The organism is Paenibacillus sp. 4624, assembly GCF_050435065.1.
In the GTDB taxonomy this organism is placed as follows: Bacteria; Bacillota; Bacilli; order Paenibacillales; family Paenibacillaceae; genus Paenibacillus; species Paenibacillus amylolyticus_D.
Genome location: NZ_JBNDJR010000001.1, coordinates 218,297 through 237,081, shown reverse-complemented (window position 1 = coordinate 237,081; position 18,785 = coordinate 218,297). Strand labels below are relative to the sequence as shown.

Here is an 18,785-nt window from a genome sequence, read left to right as displayed (position 1 = left end):
TTAGGAACAAAACCTCCCTCTCCCACAATTTTGCGGAAAGGGAGGTTTTGTTGGTGAATTTGTTTATTAACCAAATTCCAGAGCAAGTTCTTTATATTGTTATGTTGATTGATAACCAAACCCTTCTCCAACTTGTAACGTTTATTTTACAAACTCCCTAAACACGGTACGACCAAAGAAAAGAGGACTAACGATGAGGAAGCGCTATATTCTATACCCAGCTATTTTCGTACTCATAATCTCACTCATGTTGATATCAGGATGCAGTAGTGGTGAAAGCAGCATTAAAGTCCCTCCACCAGCAATTAAGCCTGGTGAAGCACAGAAACGTGAATACCTTTCCATTACTAATACCGAATACGTCAATGGGACAGATTCAACTGATGGAATGAAAATGAATGTATATACTTATGATTTACAGTCCAAAGCTCTCGATAAAATGACTGACTTGCCATATAACTCTCAATATCCCTTGACCGTAGTTTCGTTGGCGCTATTATGATATGAAAACGGACGAGATTGAGACTGTTTTTTTACAAAAAGAAGGGTTCATCAATAACTTCACGCTGGTATCGGAGTTTGTCAAAAAATGAGATTTGATCCCTTGGTATTGTTACTATTCTTATGGTACCAGAATAAAAAACCTCCCAATCTACTGTAATAGATAGGAGGTTTAATCGTTTAATGACAAGTCATTGAAGTATTAAGTTAGGTTCGCTTCATTCAATCCTTACTAGCTCGTTTTAAACCGTGCCGATTCCTCAGCGAGCTGTTTAGTCAAAGCATCGATGGTCTGCACAAGTTCGGCCAAATGCTCGGTCATTCCAGACTGCTCCTCCATCGTTGCGGTGACTTCTTCAATGGATGCAGATACTTCCTCACCCGAAGCGGACAAGTTCTGTGCAGCGCCAAGGACTTCGTCCTTATCCCGTTCAATGGACTCAATCTCGGAGGCAATCGCCAGCACCTGATTCATCATATTTTGCATATTTCGCGTCGCAAAATTAAAGGTTTCCTTCGTTTGCATCACACTGCTCTTATGCTGCTCGGCAATGGCCTCAATGGCCTGTACACTCTGGTTATTCTGCTCCACATGTTCAATCGTCTGCATGACGATACGGTTAATGTCTTCGGACTGCGCCGTTGTCTGTTCGGCGAGCTTGCGTATTTCGGAGGCCACGACGGCAAATCCACGCCCCTGCTCTCCTGCCCGTGCCGCTTCAATAGACGCATTCAGCGCAAGCAGTTTAGTCTGATTCGCAATCTCGGCAATGGTGCTTGTGATCTGTTGAATACCGGATGAGCTCGCTGCAAGTTGAACCGTAATCTTTGAGATGTTATTTACCTCTGCTTCATTCCGATCATTAACGGCGATGAGGGCATCGATCACTTCATGATTATCTCGGAATGCATCCGTAATCTCATCAGCCTTAGCCATGACAGACTGGGACATCCCGTTGACTTTTACAATTTTGCTACCCACGTTCATAAATTGATCCACGATCGCCTCTGTATCGTTAGCCTGCGACTCCATTGCACGGGATATTTCAAGTGCAGTGGCAGTGGTATCGGTAATCGATGCAGCTGTCTGCTGTGCAGACTTATCCAGTTCCGCAGTACTTTTATTCAAAACACCAATAGAAGCGTTCATACTGGCGATTAGCTGTCTGTTCCCTTCAGCCATCGTGTTGAAGCTATCCGCCAGTTCGCTGAACTCCCCGCTGTATTTTTCCTTCGCCTGTACCGTCAAGTCTCCCCCCGCAAGCTGTTTAAACAGTGCGGTAATGGATGTAACCGGTCTTGTCATCACCCGTGAGAGTAGAATACCCACAATGACAGAGAAGGCAATGGAGCTGAACAGAACGATATACATTTTATTCGCCATGCTTGTTAGAGGCTGATTGACATCGACGTAGGAATCCTCAACAATAATCGTCCAGTCCGATTGCGGAATTTTGGAATAAAACACCACTTTCTCGTCCGTGCTTACCTCGCCCTGTTGTAATTCATTACTTGGAGGCAAATCTACAAGAGACTTGTATTCCCCGGTTTCCAGCGGTTTCCCTGCCAGATTTGCATCTGCCGAGTGATACATCACTTTACCCACCCGATCCAGAACAATCACTTTACCTTCATCGTTAATCTTGACGTTCTGCAATTGGTTCACAAAAAATGAAGTGGATATCGTGGCAATGAGCACCCCGTTTACTTGCTTATTCTCATCATACATCGGGGAAGCAAATACAGTGCCAAGTGTACCCAGCGTTTTGGAAATGATACCATCACTGATCACCTGACGCCCTTGTATCGCTTCCTTAAAGTAGCCTCGATCCGCGCGATCTCCGCCTACGGTCTTCGGGTCGTTCGCTGCGACTACCGTGCCATTCTTATCAATCAGCATAAGCACAACGGCGCCCTCAATGCCTTCCAAGCTTTGGGCTAAGATATCATTAGATTCATTGATTAGAGTTTGATTTTCCTCAAAAAAGACATTTGCTTCCTGTCCTTCATTTGCACTCCGTATGGAAAGCAATTGTTCAAAGGCCTTATGTTTGGTCATGAGAAATGCCGCTTGCTTAGACAACTGCAAGGAAGTAAACAGCCCTGCTCCAATCCGATCAGAATTCGCATGAATTTCATCTTTACTTTTATCCTGAGTAATGCCTTCAGCTATCTTATAACACAGCACAGCTGTTACGGTCAGTACGATACACACGAGAAGACTGATCATTAATGGTAATTTGACCCGAAAAGACATATTTCTTAGTCGCTGTCCTGCTTTTGCAAAAAACATGAATACCTCCACCATCCATCCTGATTTTGTATGAACCCATATAATATTTGATATTTTAATATCGGCATGAATCCAATAATCTGACAGTGAATGGAGCATTTGTACAAAAAAAATTTTAACGATCTAAATTTATTACAAATTGGAATGAATGGTGGTAGTGAACTCAATGAACAGCAATTTCTCTTATTTAAAAAGAAAACAAGCTCCTGCCGCAAAATGGCAAGAGCTTGTTCGGGGGCTATAGATTCGCAATACGCTTCCCAATACGAGGAAACAGGCCAAATGCGTTCTCGTAAAAAACCTTCTCATGGTGCTGCTCCGGCACAAGCCTGCGGACGAATTCGGCATACAGATCGATAGGCGCAAGCGGCCAGTCAGTTCCGAATAACATTTTCTCATAATGATCCGAGTAGACCAACGCCCGGCGGAAATGATCCATAAACAGCGGTTCGTTCATAAAGCGTTCGAAGTGAGGGCGATCCCCCACTACAAGCCCAGATAAATCTGCGTACACATTAGGGTTCTTAGCAACCACCTCAGCAGCATCCATGACCCAGGGATCACCCAGATGACAGATCATGAAGTTTACACCTCGTTGTTGCAACGCAAGCTCGTCCACCGTTAGCGGATGCGAATATTTGAGCAGCCCGTTCATGGAGTAGGTGTCTCCGGTATGGATGACCACAGGCAGATTGTATTTTGCCGCCAGCTCATAGACCGGGGTATAGATTTTGTCATACACATAGTGGTGATAATATCCAGCATACAGCTTGATTCCAGCAACTTCGGGCGACTGCAATCTGGCTTCGATCCTGTCCAGTTCGTCTTGAGCTTGTTTACCACCCAGCCTGTTCGGATTAATTCCAACACACTCCATTAGAAACGATGGAACCTGTTCTTCCAGATCCAGACCCATCGGGTTAGGCGAACTGGAATCGGGGAAGGCACCCTTCGTCTGCTCGCTCACCCCCATGCCGATGCCAAGAATGACGTCATTTCGGTCAAATTCCGCCTTGAGACCCGCCGCGCTGTAGTCTACTTTGGACAGGTCAATTGCGGTACGGTGAAAGCTGTCGATATCCGATAGATGAATGTGAATATCAATGATGGGCATCGGAGGCCTCCTCTTCGCTTGTTGATGTTACAAAGTTCAGCTTCAACAGATCATGTACATCTCCCGTATCGAGTGGGATCGGCCCCAGAACAAGATAGGTTGGCTCCGTCCAGACGGTTTCGCCATGTTGCATCGTAAGCTCATGTGTTACGTTATGTCCTGTCACCAAATTGTTAGCAAAAGCCCAGGCATTCTGGTTCGGGTAACGATTCACCGCATGCAGCATGTTTTGACGTGAAAGCGAGCCTGTCCGAAAAATATCTTTTAAAGGCAGGCCAATGTCTACTTTGCCGAGCGGAAAACGATCTTGACCCGGTTGCTCGATCCAACCTTCTGTATACACATCCGAAGGTTTGAAGAAATGACCTTCTGTAAGAGCATAATTCGCTCGTGTGAGACCAGACTTGTTGGTCACAGCCAGCAAGGTACAGAGTACAGGAACCCCAGGTAACATCAGATAATGCTGATGAATGGTCAGTCCCCGGTTCGCCTCATGTTTCTCAATGCGGGTAGTCACCTTCAAGCCTTTCCACACATTACCGAATTGATCCTTCTGCTCTGACCAGGATAGACCCGTTTGCTCCAATTGACGGCTAAATCCGTTCATACCTGGAATATCGACAGCCATCCCGCCGTACCAAGGATTCCACCACGAACGAGCAGTAGGTTCAGGATATGAACTGTCTAGCCATTCCTCGCCTTGAACTTTCAGAGAGTGTACAATCCCCCCGAATGCTGGATCAGCCGTAATAGATAACACACCATTGTTTACGGTATATAACGTCCCTGATCCTTCTTTTCCTTCTTCAATCCCTTGTTGCACCTCGGATCGTGTCTTCGGAAACCAAAGAGACGTTCGTTCCTGAATCCGATCCTCTCCACGATAGACCCCGCGGACTTTCCAGCCGTTCATGCGCTTGTTTATATCATCTGCCGTTTCGGTATCCTCAGGTGAAAACTCCAGCTTAACCGAGTTCGACTGCTCCGTCGCATTAAATTCTATCGTACGAGCTTTAATCTCCGAATCACCACCCTGCTGTACGTACAGCTCCAATGTACCTACAAGCGGAACAAGCTTACGCTCGACTAATTCAGCTTGAAGTACATCCGCAGCAAATGGATCGCCATCATTCAGCGTCACATCCAGATGACTGTCCAGCATCGGAATAATCCCATTAGGTTGTTTACGGGCGAAAGCGCGGAAATCCGACCACTTGGCAAACGTATTGAGCGCAAATACCGTTTCCTTCGTGGCTACCGAAGCTCCGGCTTCCAAACGTCCCAGCTCATGCTGTAATGCCAATGTATATTCAGGCTTAATCAGCTTCAGCGAAGGGTCCCAGTAGATGCCGCACGCACCATGCTCTTCCTTGCAAAACAGCCAGTTTTCCGTAATCTGTCCCGTATCCCAATGGTTCGGATCGCCGGCATAATCATCCCCCATATCCACAAAACGACCCTGATAGGGCAGAATGAGCCGATTGCCGAAGAAACCGAAGTGATCCATCAGGAACAGTTCTTCCTCCCATGCCGTATCACGTGTATTCACAACCTCGTGAGAGAACGTAGCGATTCCGTTAGCGGACAGCTTGGCAACCGTCTTCAGCCGTAATCCCGGGAAATTTTCCAATTCATAGACCGCTTCCATAACCTGATGATTCCCCTCAGCCACAATCTGTACTTCTTTGGCTTCTTTCAGGGACAACTCCTCCGAGTACGGTTTCCCTAGCTTCGGATAGTTCCACCAGAAGGAGTGACGCGACCCCGGATATTCGATCCACATGACATTATCATGTTTATTCATATGGAGGGAGTACGCCCCGTTCACCGCAATCCATTGTCCATTCGCCTCTCCGCCATACCTGCCTTCAATGCCCTTCATCAGTACAGACAGTTTTCTTGTAAAAGTAATCTCTGATCCCCCCGCCGGAACAGCGGTAATCTCCACGTCCTGGGCATATATTCCATACGAATGCAATGTAAACGGAACGGACACGGAGCGTTTGCCCTTCGCAGGTACAGTGAAGCGCAGTGTGTGCTCAGTCCAGTCTAGAAAAGCGTCTGCCTGCAGTTCCATAACGAATTCTGTTTCTGTATTCACATTGTTTTCCACGTTCAGGATCAGCTCTGCTGAAGTACCCGGATATAGTTCCTTTACGGGGAGAACTGGCGTAATCTTCGCAGGGAATTTAGGATGAACGCCGAGACGGAACTGAGCTTTCTTGCCGCCAATAAGCCAAGCACTACAGATGACTGGATGTGTTTTGTTCTTGTTCTGTTCTTCGGTCACCGGATCGAGGTAAAATTCTCCTTCTACGGTAATCGTTTCGCCTGGTTGCAACGTTTGCGCGACATCCATAGCAAAACGGATATTTTTGTCGTCCTGTCCTTTGATCTCGAACTCAAGATTGAAATTGGATTTATTTTGAATATGATAACGCACGGGGTAACTCGAACCAAACACCAGATCATGATGATCTACTTCGGTGTGGATGTGGTAATCCGGCGTTTCGAGAGCGGCCAAGCCGCGGCCTGTTTTTTCAAAAGTTGCCCGCAGGGAGAGTTCCCCTTTTTCCCATGTATAATCCAAGAAATCAAACCCGTTGTCCTGACGTCCATCCGGCTCGATCACCAGTTCACGGGTGCTGTCGGCATACCAATCTAATGTTTCAAAGTACGGTACCAGCGCCTCCGTCTGTAGTACGGTCGGGATAAAGTTCATGAGATGTACGCTGTCGTCTTTTTTCTCCCAAAAGAAACCGCATTTCTTGTACATCGGCACCGCCTTCATATTGCCCGGCCATGTGAATAGATCCAGGCGCGGCCATCCGGCCTCGACTGTTTTCTCCACTGCTTTTAAGATCAGATTGCGGCCAATCTTGTACCCGTGGTAGTCCGGGCGTACGTTAAGTAGTGGTACATATAGTGCATTCTCGTCAAAACGGTAATGGGCAAAGCTGCAAAAGCCGACGACCTCTTCCTCATGAACAGCCAGAAACACATGCAAATTAGATGAATTTTCCATCTCCTGGCGAATCGTTTCCTCTGTCCGCTGCCTCGTGCCGCCTCCCCAGCTCTCATTACTTCGATTCCACATATCTGCCAAGCTGGCGGCATAAGAAGCGTTGTATTCAACAATGCGGATCTGATCGATGATCGTTTGTGATTGTACGTTCATGTTCCATTCTCCTTCTCTATATGTATAGGATGGTCTTCGTGAACACTAACTGGCCTTCGTCTGATCGCTATTGAAGTAATCAAGGTTATATGTAGCAAATCTAGCGATAGTCTTATCATACTATATTTGGAAACATTTTCAGAGCGTCTTCGTCTCATAGATTCATATTGGCTCTAGAACGATTATAAGTAAATAAGAAACCTTAGACCGTGGTCGTCCGTATCTATCTAGGGGCTCTCTCAGGCTTATGTATAGGCTAACATATCCGGTGGTGAAAGAAAAAATGGCCTCGCCTGTGAGTTTTGACAAGCGTTATTCACCCTTGTTACTCTGAAGAGAGCAATATCTACTTATATCAAAAATAGATAGATTCGTGGAGGGAAAGCATGACGGAATGGATTACGCAATTTATACTTTTTTTTAAAGATTTATCATACGCAGGTCTCGTTATTGCCTTGTCCTTTGAATTTGTCCCTGCTGAACTCGTTCTGCCCATGGCGGGATATTGGGTATATCTCGGGGATATGAAGCTGTGGTTGGCTATTCTGGCAGGAACCGTTGGCGGCACATTTGGCCCATTGACGTTATATGCACTTGGACGCTACGGCGGCAGACCGATGGTCGAGAAGTACGGCAAATACTTCCTCATTCGCCCCCACCATGTTGAGGCTTCCGATAAGTTTTTCGAAAAATACGGCAGCGGAGTCGCTTTCTATGGACGCTTCGTACCCGGCATTCGAACCGTCATCTCCATCCCTTGCGGAATGGCGAAGATGAACGTATTCAAATTCAGTATTTTTACCTTCCTGGCCATGCTTCCGATCACATCCATCTACGTCTACCTCGGTTACAAACTGGGCGCACAATGGGAAGAAGTCGGCGAAGTTGTTAAACCGTATGTCATCCCGGCAGGCATGATCTTCCTGATTGGTTTTGGACTGTACATGCTGTTGAAACGTTGGAAAAAAAGACCGGCTTAGACAAGGCAGAGGCTTGTTGAAGTAAGGAAGGGCGATGGGACGTTACGGTTAGCTTAACCTTCAACTTGTTAGAATAATAGTAAAGCCCCGGCGATTGTGAGAATCGGCGGGGCCTTTGTTTTAAAAAAAAAGAAGAAGCATCTCCGCTATAAGTAGATCTCTTCTTATGTAACATTGGATACTGAACCAAAAATATTTTGCATATGAGCTTTTCAGATAAACCAAAAAACGACTATGTAATAGATACTAATAAATCGTTTACCAATTGTTCTTCAAACAATTGTATTTCCTTTAATTTGTTTGAGATTTTCAGAAAAACTTTCATATCATTAGTAATGGAATATTTCATTGATAAATTTTTTAACAACAAGCTCTCATTACAGAGGGATCTAGACTTACTTGATAAGCTTTCATAACTCCCGGTTTTCAAATACCCTTTAGAATTCAAATAATCTATTCTTTTATTGAAAACGTTCTTGTGCTCCCATATTATTCTATATAATCTCATATCCTTACTGAGAAGGATGTCATCAGAAAATCTATTTATCAACTCATCATATATTGCTAATCCGAAAACAGAGTCTTCACTGCCTCTATGTGTAAGGAAAGAATTTCTGGATTGAAGGAAGTCTTCTAAATAAATTCGGAAAATATCCAGATCAAAATTTAAATTAAAATGATAAACATATTTGGTAGTCGTACTTGTTAATTCAGGAGTTATATTTTTTATGAATTTAATCGTTGAGTCCGGATCTTCTGTGAATGATGAAACAAACTCTTCATATGAAACAGAATACTGACCAAATATCATGTCTTGATTGTATCCAAGATAATACAGCACTCTATCATTATCATTGTAACCATATATTAAATTGTCATGATGGAAATGTTCCTGCATATAACTTTTTTTATTAGACCAGTAATATTCATCGATGCCGACTTCTAAATAGTAATTCAAGTCAATATTTTCTATTACTATATCCAGAATACTTTTTTCGAAGGTTCTGATAATATGTCCATCCATATTGGCAGACGCAAGAAAAGGGATATTAGGGTATTTTCCATTGTGAGAATAGAAATCGATTTTAAAGTCTCCTACGGGGTTTTTCCTATTGTTAAAAGTATAAAGCTGAGTGTAGTTTGTATAATACCAACCTAAGAAAGCTTCGTCCTTCTCTAATATTGCTAGCGGGTATGCATGATTTAAAAATGTTTGAATAGAGGGAGTTTGAATCTCTAATTTTTTCTCCATGTTGCGCTCACTCTCCTTTATACTATTATTCCTAATCATGTATGCATAAATAATGTTTGTCAACTTTTCTATAATAAAAATCACAGTCCTATTTTTTGAGTTTATAAACTAAAAACTCTCTTCCACACAAAGGTAAAAGAGAGAGTTCAAACCATGTTTGCTTGTTATTAAATCAGCTTAGCAACTAGTTCATTTCCTAACTTAAACCGATTTTTCTAGATCAGTTCCCTTCTTCTTTTCAAATACACATACAACACCACACCAGATGCCGCACAGATGACCGCGCATAAGCCAATAAATCCATATCCCGCCTGAAGTCCGCGTAGCAAGCCGAGCTGAGTAGTGGCACCGTACATGTTCTTCACGCCTTCAATGACCCAGCCAATCACATAGTTCCCGATCACACTGCCGACACCCATAAGCGTGACCGTAAACGTAATTGCTGTATCACTGCCGTTCGGATATCTTCGCGCGATAAAGGCCATCACCGTTGGATAGATCATCGCAATACCTGCGCCCGAAATCGCGAAGAAGATCGCCAGACTCTCTCCACCAGCAAGCGCGACAAATGTACATACCGCCGAGAAAGCCGAGAACACGATCAACGAAAGTACAAATCCGATGCGATCCGTCAACGGTCCAAGCAGCAAACGTCCAAGTGAGAATGTGAGGAAAAATGCAGACAATAGTCCCGAAGCTTTAACCGTATCCCATGTGTAGGCTTTCTCCAGAAAGTTAACAAGCCAACCACCAACCGCCAGTTCGGATACCACGCCAAAAGAAAGAATAAGCACCATCAGCCACAGCGCCGGATCACGTGTTAACGTCTTGAGCGAGGTTCGATCTTCATGGGCAAGATCATCTCCGGGGAATGTACTGCGCAGTGCCGCAATGATTGGCAGCAGGCAGAGTGACAGCATGACCAGATACATACCGCGCCAATCTAGTAGGTACCCAAATACCGTCAGCGACATGACACCTGTCGCCAGCAATGGCGCCACCGTTGAACTGAGTCCATAGAAGAAATGGGACAGGTTCATCATCGTGCCTGTATTTTTCACAAAAATTCGCGCCCCGAGAATCGCCAGCGCAATCTCCAACATCCCGTTGCCGATGTACATGAAGAAGTACGATGACGCAAAGAGCGGGTACGTATGGGATACATAGATGAACACACCCGACAGAATCATCGAGGCAAATGAAATGATGCTGACCGCCTTGATGCCCCATTTGCGAACCAATATAGCCGTGAACGAGCAGGCGATCAGATATCCCAGAGCATTCAGGGACAACAACGTGCCAAGCTGTTTCTCATCCAGATTGAAGTCAAACTGAATGCGCGGAATGGCCGGGCCTTTAATATTTTCCGAGATGCCAAATACGATAAATCCTAAAAAGATCGTTGCCAGCTGCATGGCGTACAGCTTGTTAAACTTTCGTTTGTTGCCTTGCGTATTTGCTTGTTGATTCAAAATAAGTTCCCCCATTGTGTCCAGAAAAATGGTTACACGCTGTACCTCCGATTGCAGTGCCATCTTCCGCCCGCTGTTATCTCTGTATTTTTTGAATTTCTTTCTAAAGGTGAAAATACAGTGATAAAGGCGTTCTCCAGATTGGCTCTGCCCTCTCCGCTCTCGTGTAAAAAATTTTGCTTAACTTCACTTCATAATAAGTCGTTCCTACCACTGCTTCTCAACTACCTGTATACGGTAGGTCAGGCTTTCCAGCGTTACGGCTACCAGCCCGGTAACATACTCACGCCGGGTGTCGCGGCGAATGATTAGCTCAGGCATATGCTCCTGTGGAATGTGGTGATCCCGGCAACCTTTTAACAGGTCATCCCGCATGGCCGGGTCCATCGTGTCACCCGTCACTACAATGGCCGCCGGGTTGATAATTGCAATAATGGAGACCAGCGTCTTTACGACGAGTTCCTGCAATCCGTCTTTCGTTTGCAACATGCGCAGCTGCTCATCCCGTGACACGCCAAAGGGTAGAAATGATACCTCACCCCCAAATTGCGTATTCCCGGTAAGTGGGCGACCATCAATAATAAAACCTGCCCCCGGATAATGATTTTCAGGGAACGTCACCACCGCAAAGTTCTTCTCTTCCTCAAATTGCTGTTCATTGTACAGTCCGTACACCGTCAGATTCATATCGTTGCCAATGACCACCTCGATGTCTTCATATTGCTCTTTGAGCCTTAAACCGAGCGGCTGGTTAGCCAGTTCCGGTACGTCACAGATACCGATCACACCATTGTGGGCCACCCCCGGTATCCCGATTCCGATAGCCTGCACATTGTGATGCTGCTCAATCAGCCCGGCAATGAGTTCCTCCACCACCGTGACGTTAATCTCTTCCAAAACAAGCGTCTGTTCGTCCGCCATCTCTCTGTTCAGGTTGGCATATGTATGCGTGATGGAGTGAACGCCGCCTTCCGTACGAATAATCAGACACAGCACACTCGCATAGTCCGCATTAAACTGATACCGACTTGCCGGTCTGCCCCCACTCGACTCATCCGGGCCGAGATCAATGATCTCCCCTGTCTGGAGTAATTCGTTCAGAATTGTGCCGCATGTCGCCACACTGAGTTTGGTCAGGTTTGCGATGGAAGCTTTCGTGCCTACACCCATCGACCGAAGTGTATTTTTTACAATTTCAACGTTAATCCGTTTGACCTGTTGGGTGTTGTGGGAAGTGGGTAACATTGTTTGTTTGGTGCCTCCTTTCGTTTTGTATGTGTGAGGGCGATCGCGTATTCGAGAAAGTATTGGAGGGGAGTTTTTAAAAGTATTTTAATAATTGAAGTTTAGGGGGAATGGTGTGGAAAGTCAATGCTTATTTGGTAATGGTTTGAGGGCAGGTAAAAAGAGAAAAAGGACAGGCAGGATCATATTGGCGATACTCCTTTGCTGTCCTTTGGTTCAACTGTTTATGTAGACTGGCTCATGTGATGGGCCAAGATGCTCTTCTCCAGCCTGACTTCAAATAACTTGCGGTTCAGATCCTGTTCCATCGCGTGAAGGTGATACGCCGCCTGTTTTACCGTGTCCATATGCAACACCCCTGCCCGCTTCGCGATAATGTCCATGGCATCCAGGATGAGTTTGTTACACGTGACCAGTTGATCGACGTAATCGTCTTCTTGCTTTACGAGTTGTGCGTACTGCGAAGCAAGCTCTTCGCTGTGGGTACTTGTCATGTCACCACTCCTAAAATTGGTACGCATAAGAGTACCAGATATACAAAAAGTATATGGTACGCTCATGCGTAACGTCAAGACCATATGGAAATTTTAGGAGTGATTTATGATGGCGAAGAAGGTAGTGGTCAATATTCACAAACTCACAGAGAAACATAACATCTCACTGCGAGAATTAGCACGGTTAGCTGATATCCGCCATGCCGCACTAAGTGAGCTGCAATCCGGAAAACGTGAGAATATCAACTTTGCTCATATTGAGCGGATTGCGGAAGCGTTGGATATTGATGATATTAGGGAGATTATTGAGATTCGTAACTACTAGTTTATTTTCAATGACAGCTCTATATAAAACCATACCTTCCTTTATTTCGATTTTTTGTGAATTCAATATAATTAATTTTATCTATAATTTGTTTAGGAGGGGTCTTGTTCTCAAAGATAATAACTTGTTTTGAAGTAACATCTTCTGAAATAAATTCAAAAAATTTAGTTTGCAAATCCTCAGATGTTTTATCTTCGACATCATCTTCTTCTTTATAAGAAGTTACTGGTGAATCAAGAACCACTATTCCAGGATGTGGAAGGTTTTTAATGTCACAATAACGCATTAACCCTAATATAAAAGCACTGTAAGATATAGAACGATAGCCTTTACCAAATAACCTTCTAGGCTTACCCGAAATTATTATATCTTTTTCTTTAATATCAAAGCTAATCTCCTCAAAACCTGGGTATTCCCACCCCATTAAATAATGTTTAATAGACTTTGAAAGCTCTTCATAATTTTTAATTGGATCATTTAACGTTGATTCTATTGATTCTTCTTCTGATAATAATTTTACTTCTCCCCCTAGTATATTTTCTATTCTACCCTTCTCGTTTAATAATTTCGTCAAAAACATATGTTTTTGTTTGAACTCATTGATATCTTGCTGAGACTTTAAAACACTTCGCATTTCTTCTTCTAGGATATAATTTTGAGGTGCTAATTGCTCATCTAGTTTGCTACTTATTTTTGTATAGCTAACTTCCTTTGTGTATAATTCATTCGCTAGAACCTCTAATTCTTCATTCATTGAAATGATAGTATTTTTTAAATCCACAAGATGAATCAATATTTTATTAAGTTCAATTTTATAGGATTCTCTCCTCTGGTCAAATTCGTAATGGGAACACTCTAGTTCTGAATTATCGGTTTGTTGAAGACAAAGTGGACATCTCTCTACACTTAACAATGAAAAATAATGTTCTCCTTCTATTAAAAAATGCATTCTCTCTATATCAGTCTCATACTGTTCTTTTAGCAAATGAAACCTATTTAATAATTCTTTAGTGGATAAAATCTTTGAATTTACTTGTTGAATCTCTTTCCACAAAGTGCTCCTTGAATTAGATAACTGTTCAATTTCAGAACTGATACCGCCTCTTTTTAAAACTAATTCCTTTATTTGTCTTTCTAGGTTTGCTTCTATTTCTTCTGTGACCTTAGGTGCATTCAATTGCAAATCAACAATTAATTTTTCTATTAATCCGATCTGTTCAAGGTAAGATGAATCTAAACTGTTATTCTCCATATTTTCTATTAAACCACTATCATCTGTTCCAGTTAATATTAACCGAAAGGCAGATTCTTCTGATGTTTTAGTCTTATTATTGTCTGAATGAACCGGCGACTGCTTAGAAATTATATTAATTTCGTCTATTAGGATAAAATCATTAAAGTTTCTATATGTAAATCTGTTCAATTTATTAGATTTATTCCTCTTAATGAATAAATCGGTGTTTTGATAACCCGATAAAGACATAAGAAAGTTTGAGATGCTTTCCTTATTCTTGCTATGTCTAGTGGAGAGCACTTCAGGGGCGACCCCATCATAAATTTCATCCATAGAACAATTATATTTTTTTACATTTTTACCTTCGATATCTCTCTCTATTGTATATGTATGTCCTTCTGCATTTACTATTTCTAAAAGGACAACATTGTAATCATTTGTAACAACTTCTTCAATAGGTTCAGGGACATCTTTTCCGCCAAACATAAAGTTAATGCATTCAAATATAAAAGACTTTCCTGTATTTGTTGGACCGACTATGACATTTAAGCCTTTTTGAAACTTAATCTCTGAATATACTCTATTCTCATTAATTAGACGCAATCTACTAATAAAAAAGCCTTTGGTAGTCATTGTCATTCAATACCACTCCTAACGTAAGCTTCATACATAAATTCTCCACCCCATGTCTCAATGTTACTGTCAATGAAATTTTTAACTTCTTCTTCTGAATATGCTGAGAAATAATTCATAACCCATAAAGCATTTCTCTTGAGTCTATTGCTGTAATTTGAGTCTATCAAATCAAAAAATGGCTCGGTTAATTGAGAAGCTACGTACGAGACTCCATCATCATCATAAATAATATCTATAAGGCTCTTACTGTACATTAAATCTAAACCGAGTTGCATTGCTCTTCTTCTAATAAGAAGTCCTCCTGATCTATGAGGAATATCAGGATGTAACGACGGGGGACAATTCTCCACGCCAATATCATTGGAATGCAAAATTAAATAATCATAATAAATAAGCCTTTGAAGATTAAGACTCATTGGTGAATTTACAATAATGATCGCTAAAGCCCGTAACCCGACTTCGAAAGGAGAATTATATCCTTCACTATATTTTGATTTTTCAATATTCATTATTTAATCCACCCAACTTATTTTATCTTCATTCGCTAAGTGATGACATAATCCGTTTAAGTCATTTCCTTTTATCGAAGTGTATAATGGATAACTCGGTATATTAAGATTTCTAGCGGATTTACACACCTCTTTAACTCTCTCGAACCCATCAGAATGATCTGATTCTAAAATATCAATTATCCCATCATAAACCTCTTGTTTTAAATCCTCAAAAGCCTCTACCCCTGGAGGTAGAGTATCCCTTTCAAACTTCATCAAAGACTCCGCTGAGTAAAAACATTTGCGTTGCCGATTAAAATGATTAATGTAATTAGAATGAGTAGATAGATTGGAAATATCTTCTATAACAGATTTATGATGATCAGAGTATGCCTCAAGTAATTTCTTCACATAAAGTAATTCATCAGGAACTATACTATCCGGAGGTTCAATAGCTTCCGGACGTGTTTTGTGAATTCCGCCGAATCTATAGTAAAAATATTTCGTTTGTGAATGTTGTTGAATTAATTCTTGAGGGTCAACGTCATCAACAATAGAAAAATCAAAATTCTCAACATATGTAAGGAACTCATCGACCAATTCTATCTTTTTTCCAGACGTGATATTACTTTCACATTTATTTACCCATTCTTTAATTAGTCCTTGTTTTAACTCCTCTGGATTATCAATTAAATTTGAAAGCTTTGTGGATACACCTTTAGGAGTCACAAAATAGTATTTTCTCGGTACTGGATATTTCTTTTCGAAAGTATAGTAACACAACTTTCCCATTTCAATCCAAATAGAACTTGGAGACAATGGTGCATTATAATGCTTACACTGATAGTTGTCCCATACTAACTCCTCTCCTTTGCCTTCATTTACATAAGCAACAACATCTCTGCCCATATCGCCAGCGCCACCGCATCTTCTTACTTTTTTATATATACTTTTCAAATAATCACATGACCATTCTCTAACTAAATCTTCAAAATCAGTGTCAGAAATAACTTGAAGTCTATTAATTGGTTCGATAGGCTTACCTAATAGTAAATCTGTATTAGATAATTTAATATTTAATTTCGGTTCAATAATATCAATTGTGTCTTTCTCATCTTCTATCATTACTTCACCTACAATCATTGATTTAGTGTAATCAAATGATAACACAAAATCTTTTTTCCATATATGGGAATTTGACACCCCCTCCAAAAAGGTCTATCCTAATAACGAATCATCCATTCACTATTAAGGAGTCGTTCCCGATGGTGCAGGCCAAGAAAGACGAAGTCAGGAAAGAGATTGAATACGCGGCGCTTAAGGTCTTTTTTGAGAAGGGATATGCGGATGCCAAGATGAACGATATTGCGAACGAGATCAATATATCGGTCGGCAACATCTATACCTATTTCAAGAACAAGAAAGAGCTTTTCTACGCCGTTGTTCCGCCGGATTTGGTGGATTATCTGAAAAAGGTACTGGTGGAGACGATTCATTTTGATAACCAGAACGCGTTTGTGGAAACGAACAGTGAGGAGCGATCCGTCCTTATGCAAGAACAGATAGATGTGCTACGGAAGTATCGGAATCAGATCGTTATTATTTTTGAAAAGAACAAAGGCACCATCTACACCAACGCCAAAAACGAGCTGGTTGAGCTGATGATCGAAACGAAGAAAGCCTATCTCAAAAATCAATACAAACACTATGAGATCGGCACCGAGGAGAACCTGATTCTGCTGAACATTCTGGCACATAACGTCATCGACATGAATCTGGATTTATTGAAACGAGATATGAGCGAGGACAGCCGGAAGCAAATCTTTGAAGCGTTGTATATATACCGACTGTACGGCATGAAAAGCTTGAACGAATAAGGAATAGTGCTTGGTCGCTGCAAAGCAAAAATCCATTTTACCATAGATCACTACGCACCACACAGCGTGCAGATCAGTTGTACTTTCCTCTGATTTGCACGCAAAAAATAAGCATAGGCAAGCCGATCTATTTTTTTAATCCAAAAATGAATTATAAATTCACTTTTAGACCACCAGAATACTTTTCACCGAGAAACCAAATAGCACAGAACCGTATCACTCAACTGATGCATCATGTAACACCACCCACACCCAAGGAGGAACACCCCATGAACACCGCTTATGCTTTGAAAAATGTTAACCTGATCCACGGCGACGCAAGCCGTCATCTGCAGCCAAACATGACCCTTCTCGTCAACGAACAAGGACTTATCGAGAACATCGCTCCAGATCAGGAACTGCATATCCCCAGTCACTATACAACAATCGACCTTACTGGAAAATACATGATGCCAGGGCTGATCAACGCACATGTGCATCTGTTTGCAGATGGTAAACCGCTCACGCTCTCCGTCAGTGAAGGATTGCTCGATTTTGCCTATCATCGGATTTTGAATACCCGATTTGGTCGAAATGTTTTGAAAAAACGTATGAAACGCAATGCTCTTACCGCACTCCATTCGGGTGTGACAACCATGCGCAGTGTGGGCGAATTCTTTTATACCGATGTGCAGCTGCGAGATGAGATTAACCGTGGGGAGTGGGTGGGTCCGAATCTGCTTGTTTCGGGATTTTTCCTGAGTGTCACAGGTGGACATGGTGCTCCTTACTTGGCACTGGTGGGTGACTCACCTTGGGAGATGCGCAAGAATACACGGATTAATGTGAAGAACGGTGTGGACTGGATTAAAATCTGTGTGACGGGTGGCGTAACGGATGCGAAAATGGTTGGTGAAGCTGGGCGTCTGCAGATGACGGTGGACGAGGTCGCAGCGGTCTGCGATGAAGCACATAAGATTGGAATGAAGGTTGCCGCTCATGTGGAGAGCACGGAAGGTGTGCGTGTTGCGCTTCGAGGGGGCGTGGATACGATTGAGCATGGGGCTGAGATGGATGACGAGATTATTCGTTTGTATAAAAATAACCCCAAGGCCCTTCATGGTTACACCGCATTAATCCCTACCCTACAAGCCGCTTATCCATCCGCTTCGCTCGATCCAAGTGTGACGAAGTTAAGTGCGACGGTAAAAGAAAACGCCAGACTGGTCTACGACTCCATGCTCAAAGGAGTGAAACAGGCAATAGACAGCGGCATCACTATTGGAATTGGAAACGATGCGGCCATGTCCTACGTGACCCACTATGATATGTGGAGAGAAATGGATCATTACATGAGACAGACCAAACTGACCAATAAAGAAGTCATCGACATGGTTACCCGCAACAATGCCAAAATTCTCGGGATCGACGACGTGACAGGTACGTTGAATATCGGCAAACAGGCCGACTTGATTGTACTGGATCACAATCCGCTAGAACAAATCGAAGCTTTATCCAACATGTCAATGGTTATGGTCAAAGGCAATCTGATCCAGACTCCCTCCGTGACACGCATCAAAGAGGTAGATGAGGTTCTTAATGCCGTGTGGTGAAGTCAGCGTCAAGTAAAAATTAAACCATCTCGTATCATTTTTCATTGGATTGTTGACGCTTTTTACGAAAAAGCTTGTACTTTCTGAGAAACCTTGGTTAA

Annotated in this window: 15 protein-coding genes; 5 read left to right on the top strand and 10 right to left on the bottom strand. The window is 42.6% G+C overall.

Going from position 1 to position 18,785, the window contains the following annotated elements:
- Positions 1-193: 193 nt before the first annotated feature.
- The gene (locus ABIE27_RS01050; RefSeq protein ID WP_123062759.1) at positions 194-502 is read left to right on the top strand and encodes a hypothetical protein; all 309 of its coding nucleotides are present in this window, start codon (positions 194-196) and stop codon (positions 500-502) included.
- Positions 503-733: 231 nt separating this feature from the next.
- On the opposite strand, the gene ABIE27_RS01045 is transcribed toward ABIE27_RS01050, so the two are convergent.
- The 3 genes from ABIE27_RS01045 to ABIE27_RS01035 form a co-directional block, all read right to left on the bottom strand.
- Entirely contained in the window at positions 734-2,794 is a 2,061-nt protein-coding gene (locus tag ABIE27_RS01045) for a methyl-accepting chemotaxis protein (RefSeq protein WP_429349720.1), read from the bottom strand.
- Between the two features lie 238 nt (positions 2,795-3,032).
- A complete protein-coding gene (locus tag ABIE27_RS01040) occupies positions 3,033-3,908 on the bottom strand; it encodes an amidohydrolase family protein (RefSeq protein ID WP_123062761.1) in 876 nt (291 codons plus the stop codon).
- Complete coding sequence (locus ABIE27_RS01035) at positions 3,895-7,086, bottom strand: GNAT family N-acetyltransferase (protein ID WP_429349719.1); 3,192 nt, start codon at positions 7,084-7,086, stop codon at positions 3,895-3,897. Before ABIE27_RS01035 ends, ABIE27_RS01040 begins: the two co-directional genes overlap by 14 nt.
- A gap of 386 nt (positions 7,087-7,472) precedes the next feature.
- Between ABIE27_RS01035 and ABIE27_RS01030 the strand changes: the two genes are divergently transcribed.
- The gene (locus tag ABIE27_RS01030) at positions 7,473-8,066 is read left to right on the top strand and encodes a DedA family protein (protein WP_123062763.1); all 594 of its coding nucleotides are present in this window, start codon (positions 7,473-7,475) and stop codon (positions 8,064-8,066) included.
- 232 nt (positions 8,067-8,298) lie between these two features.
- Here ABIE27_RS01030 and ABIE27_RS01025 read toward each other — a convergent pair whose 3' ends face one another.
- The 4 genes from ABIE27_RS01025 to ABIE27_RS01010 all read right to left on the bottom strand — a co-directional run bounded on the left by ABIE27_RS01025 (position 8,299) and on the right by ABIE27_RS01010 (position 12,529).
- Positions 8,299-9,318 carry a hypothetical protein gene (locus ABIE27_RS01025; RefSeq protein ID WP_429349718.1) on the bottom strand — a complete coding sequence of 340 codons (1,020 nt, stop codon included), beginning with the start codon at positions 9,316-9,318 and terminating at the stop codon, positions 8,299-8,301.
- Positions 9,319-9,533: 215 nt separating this feature from the next.
- Positions 9,534-10,733: an MFS transporter gene (locus ABIE27_RS01020; RefSeq protein ID WP_429349975.1), complete on the bottom strand. Its 1,200-nt coding sequence runs from the start codon at positions 10,731-10,733 to the stop codon at positions 9,534-9,536.
- 264 nt (positions 10,734-10,997) lie between these two features.
- Positions 10,998-12,035 carry an ROK family protein gene (locus ABIE27_RS01015; RefSeq protein WP_429349717.1) on the bottom strand — a complete coding sequence of 346 codons (1,038 nt, stop codon included), beginning with the start codon at positions 12,033-12,035 and terminating at the stop codon, positions 10,998-11,000.
- 224 nt (positions 12,036-12,259) lie between these two features.
- A complete protein-coding gene (locus ABIE27_RS01010) occupies positions 12,260-12,529 on the bottom strand; it encodes a hypothetical protein (protein ID WP_429349716.1) in 270 nt (89 codons plus the stop codon).
- A gap of 109 nt (positions 12,530-12,638) precedes the next feature.
- Here ABIE27_RS01010 and ABIE27_RS01005 point away from each other — a divergent pair, with 109 nt between their 5' ends.
- On the top strand, positions 12,639-12,854 hold the full coding sequence (locus ABIE27_RS01005; RefSeq protein ID WP_429349715.1) for a helix-turn-helix domain-containing protein: 216 nt from the start codon (positions 12,639-12,641) through the stop codon (positions 12,852-12,854).
- A 19-nt stretch (positions 12,855-12,873) separates the two neighbouring features.
- Here ABIE27_RS01005 and ABIE27_RS01000 read toward each other — a convergent pair whose 3' ends face one another.
- Genes ABIE27_RS01000 through ABIE27_RS00990 form a run of 3 tightly spaced genes read right to left on the bottom strand, consistent with a single transcriptional unit; the run spans position 12,874 to position 16,385 of the window.
- Positions 12,874-14,727 carry a hypothetical protein gene (locus ABIE27_RS01000; protein ID WP_429349714.1) on the bottom strand — a complete coding sequence of 618 codons (1,854 nt, stop codon included), beginning with the start codon at positions 14,725-14,727 and terminating at the stop codon, positions 12,874-12,876.
- Positions 14,724-15,233: an ABC-three component system middle component 2 gene (locus ABIE27_RS00995; protein ID WP_429349713.1), complete on the bottom strand. Its 510-nt coding sequence runs from the start codon at positions 15,231-15,233 to the stop codon at positions 14,724-14,726. The genes ABIE27_RS01000 and ABIE27_RS00995 overlap by 4 nt, the downstream gene beginning before the upstream one ends.
- A 3-nt stretch (positions 15,234-15,236) precedes the next feature.
- Positions 15,237-16,385 (bottom strand): ABC-three component system protein, encoded by a 1,149-nt coding sequence (locus tag ABIE27_RS00990; RefSeq protein ID WP_429349712.1) that lies wholly within the window; start codon positions 16,383-16,385, stop codon positions 15,237-15,239.
- A gap of 95 nt (positions 16,386-16,480) precedes the next feature.
- On the opposite strand from ABIE27_RS00990, the gene ABIE27_RS00985 reads away from it, so the two are divergent.
- Both ABIE27_RS00985 and ABIE27_RS00980 read left to right on the top strand, forming a co-directional pair.
- Entirely contained in the window at positions 16,481-17,092 is a 612-nt protein-coding gene (locus tag ABIE27_RS00985; protein ID WP_429349711.1) for a TetR/AcrR family transcriptional regulator, read from the top strand.
- 269 nt (positions 17,093-17,361) lie between these two features.
- Positions 17,362-18,684, top strand: a complete 1,323-nt coding sequence (locus ABIE27_RS00980; protein ID WP_429349710.1) for an amidohydrolase family protein — start codon at positions 17,362-17,364, stop codon at positions 18,682-18,684.
- Positions 18,685-18,785 lie beyond the last annotated feature (101 nt).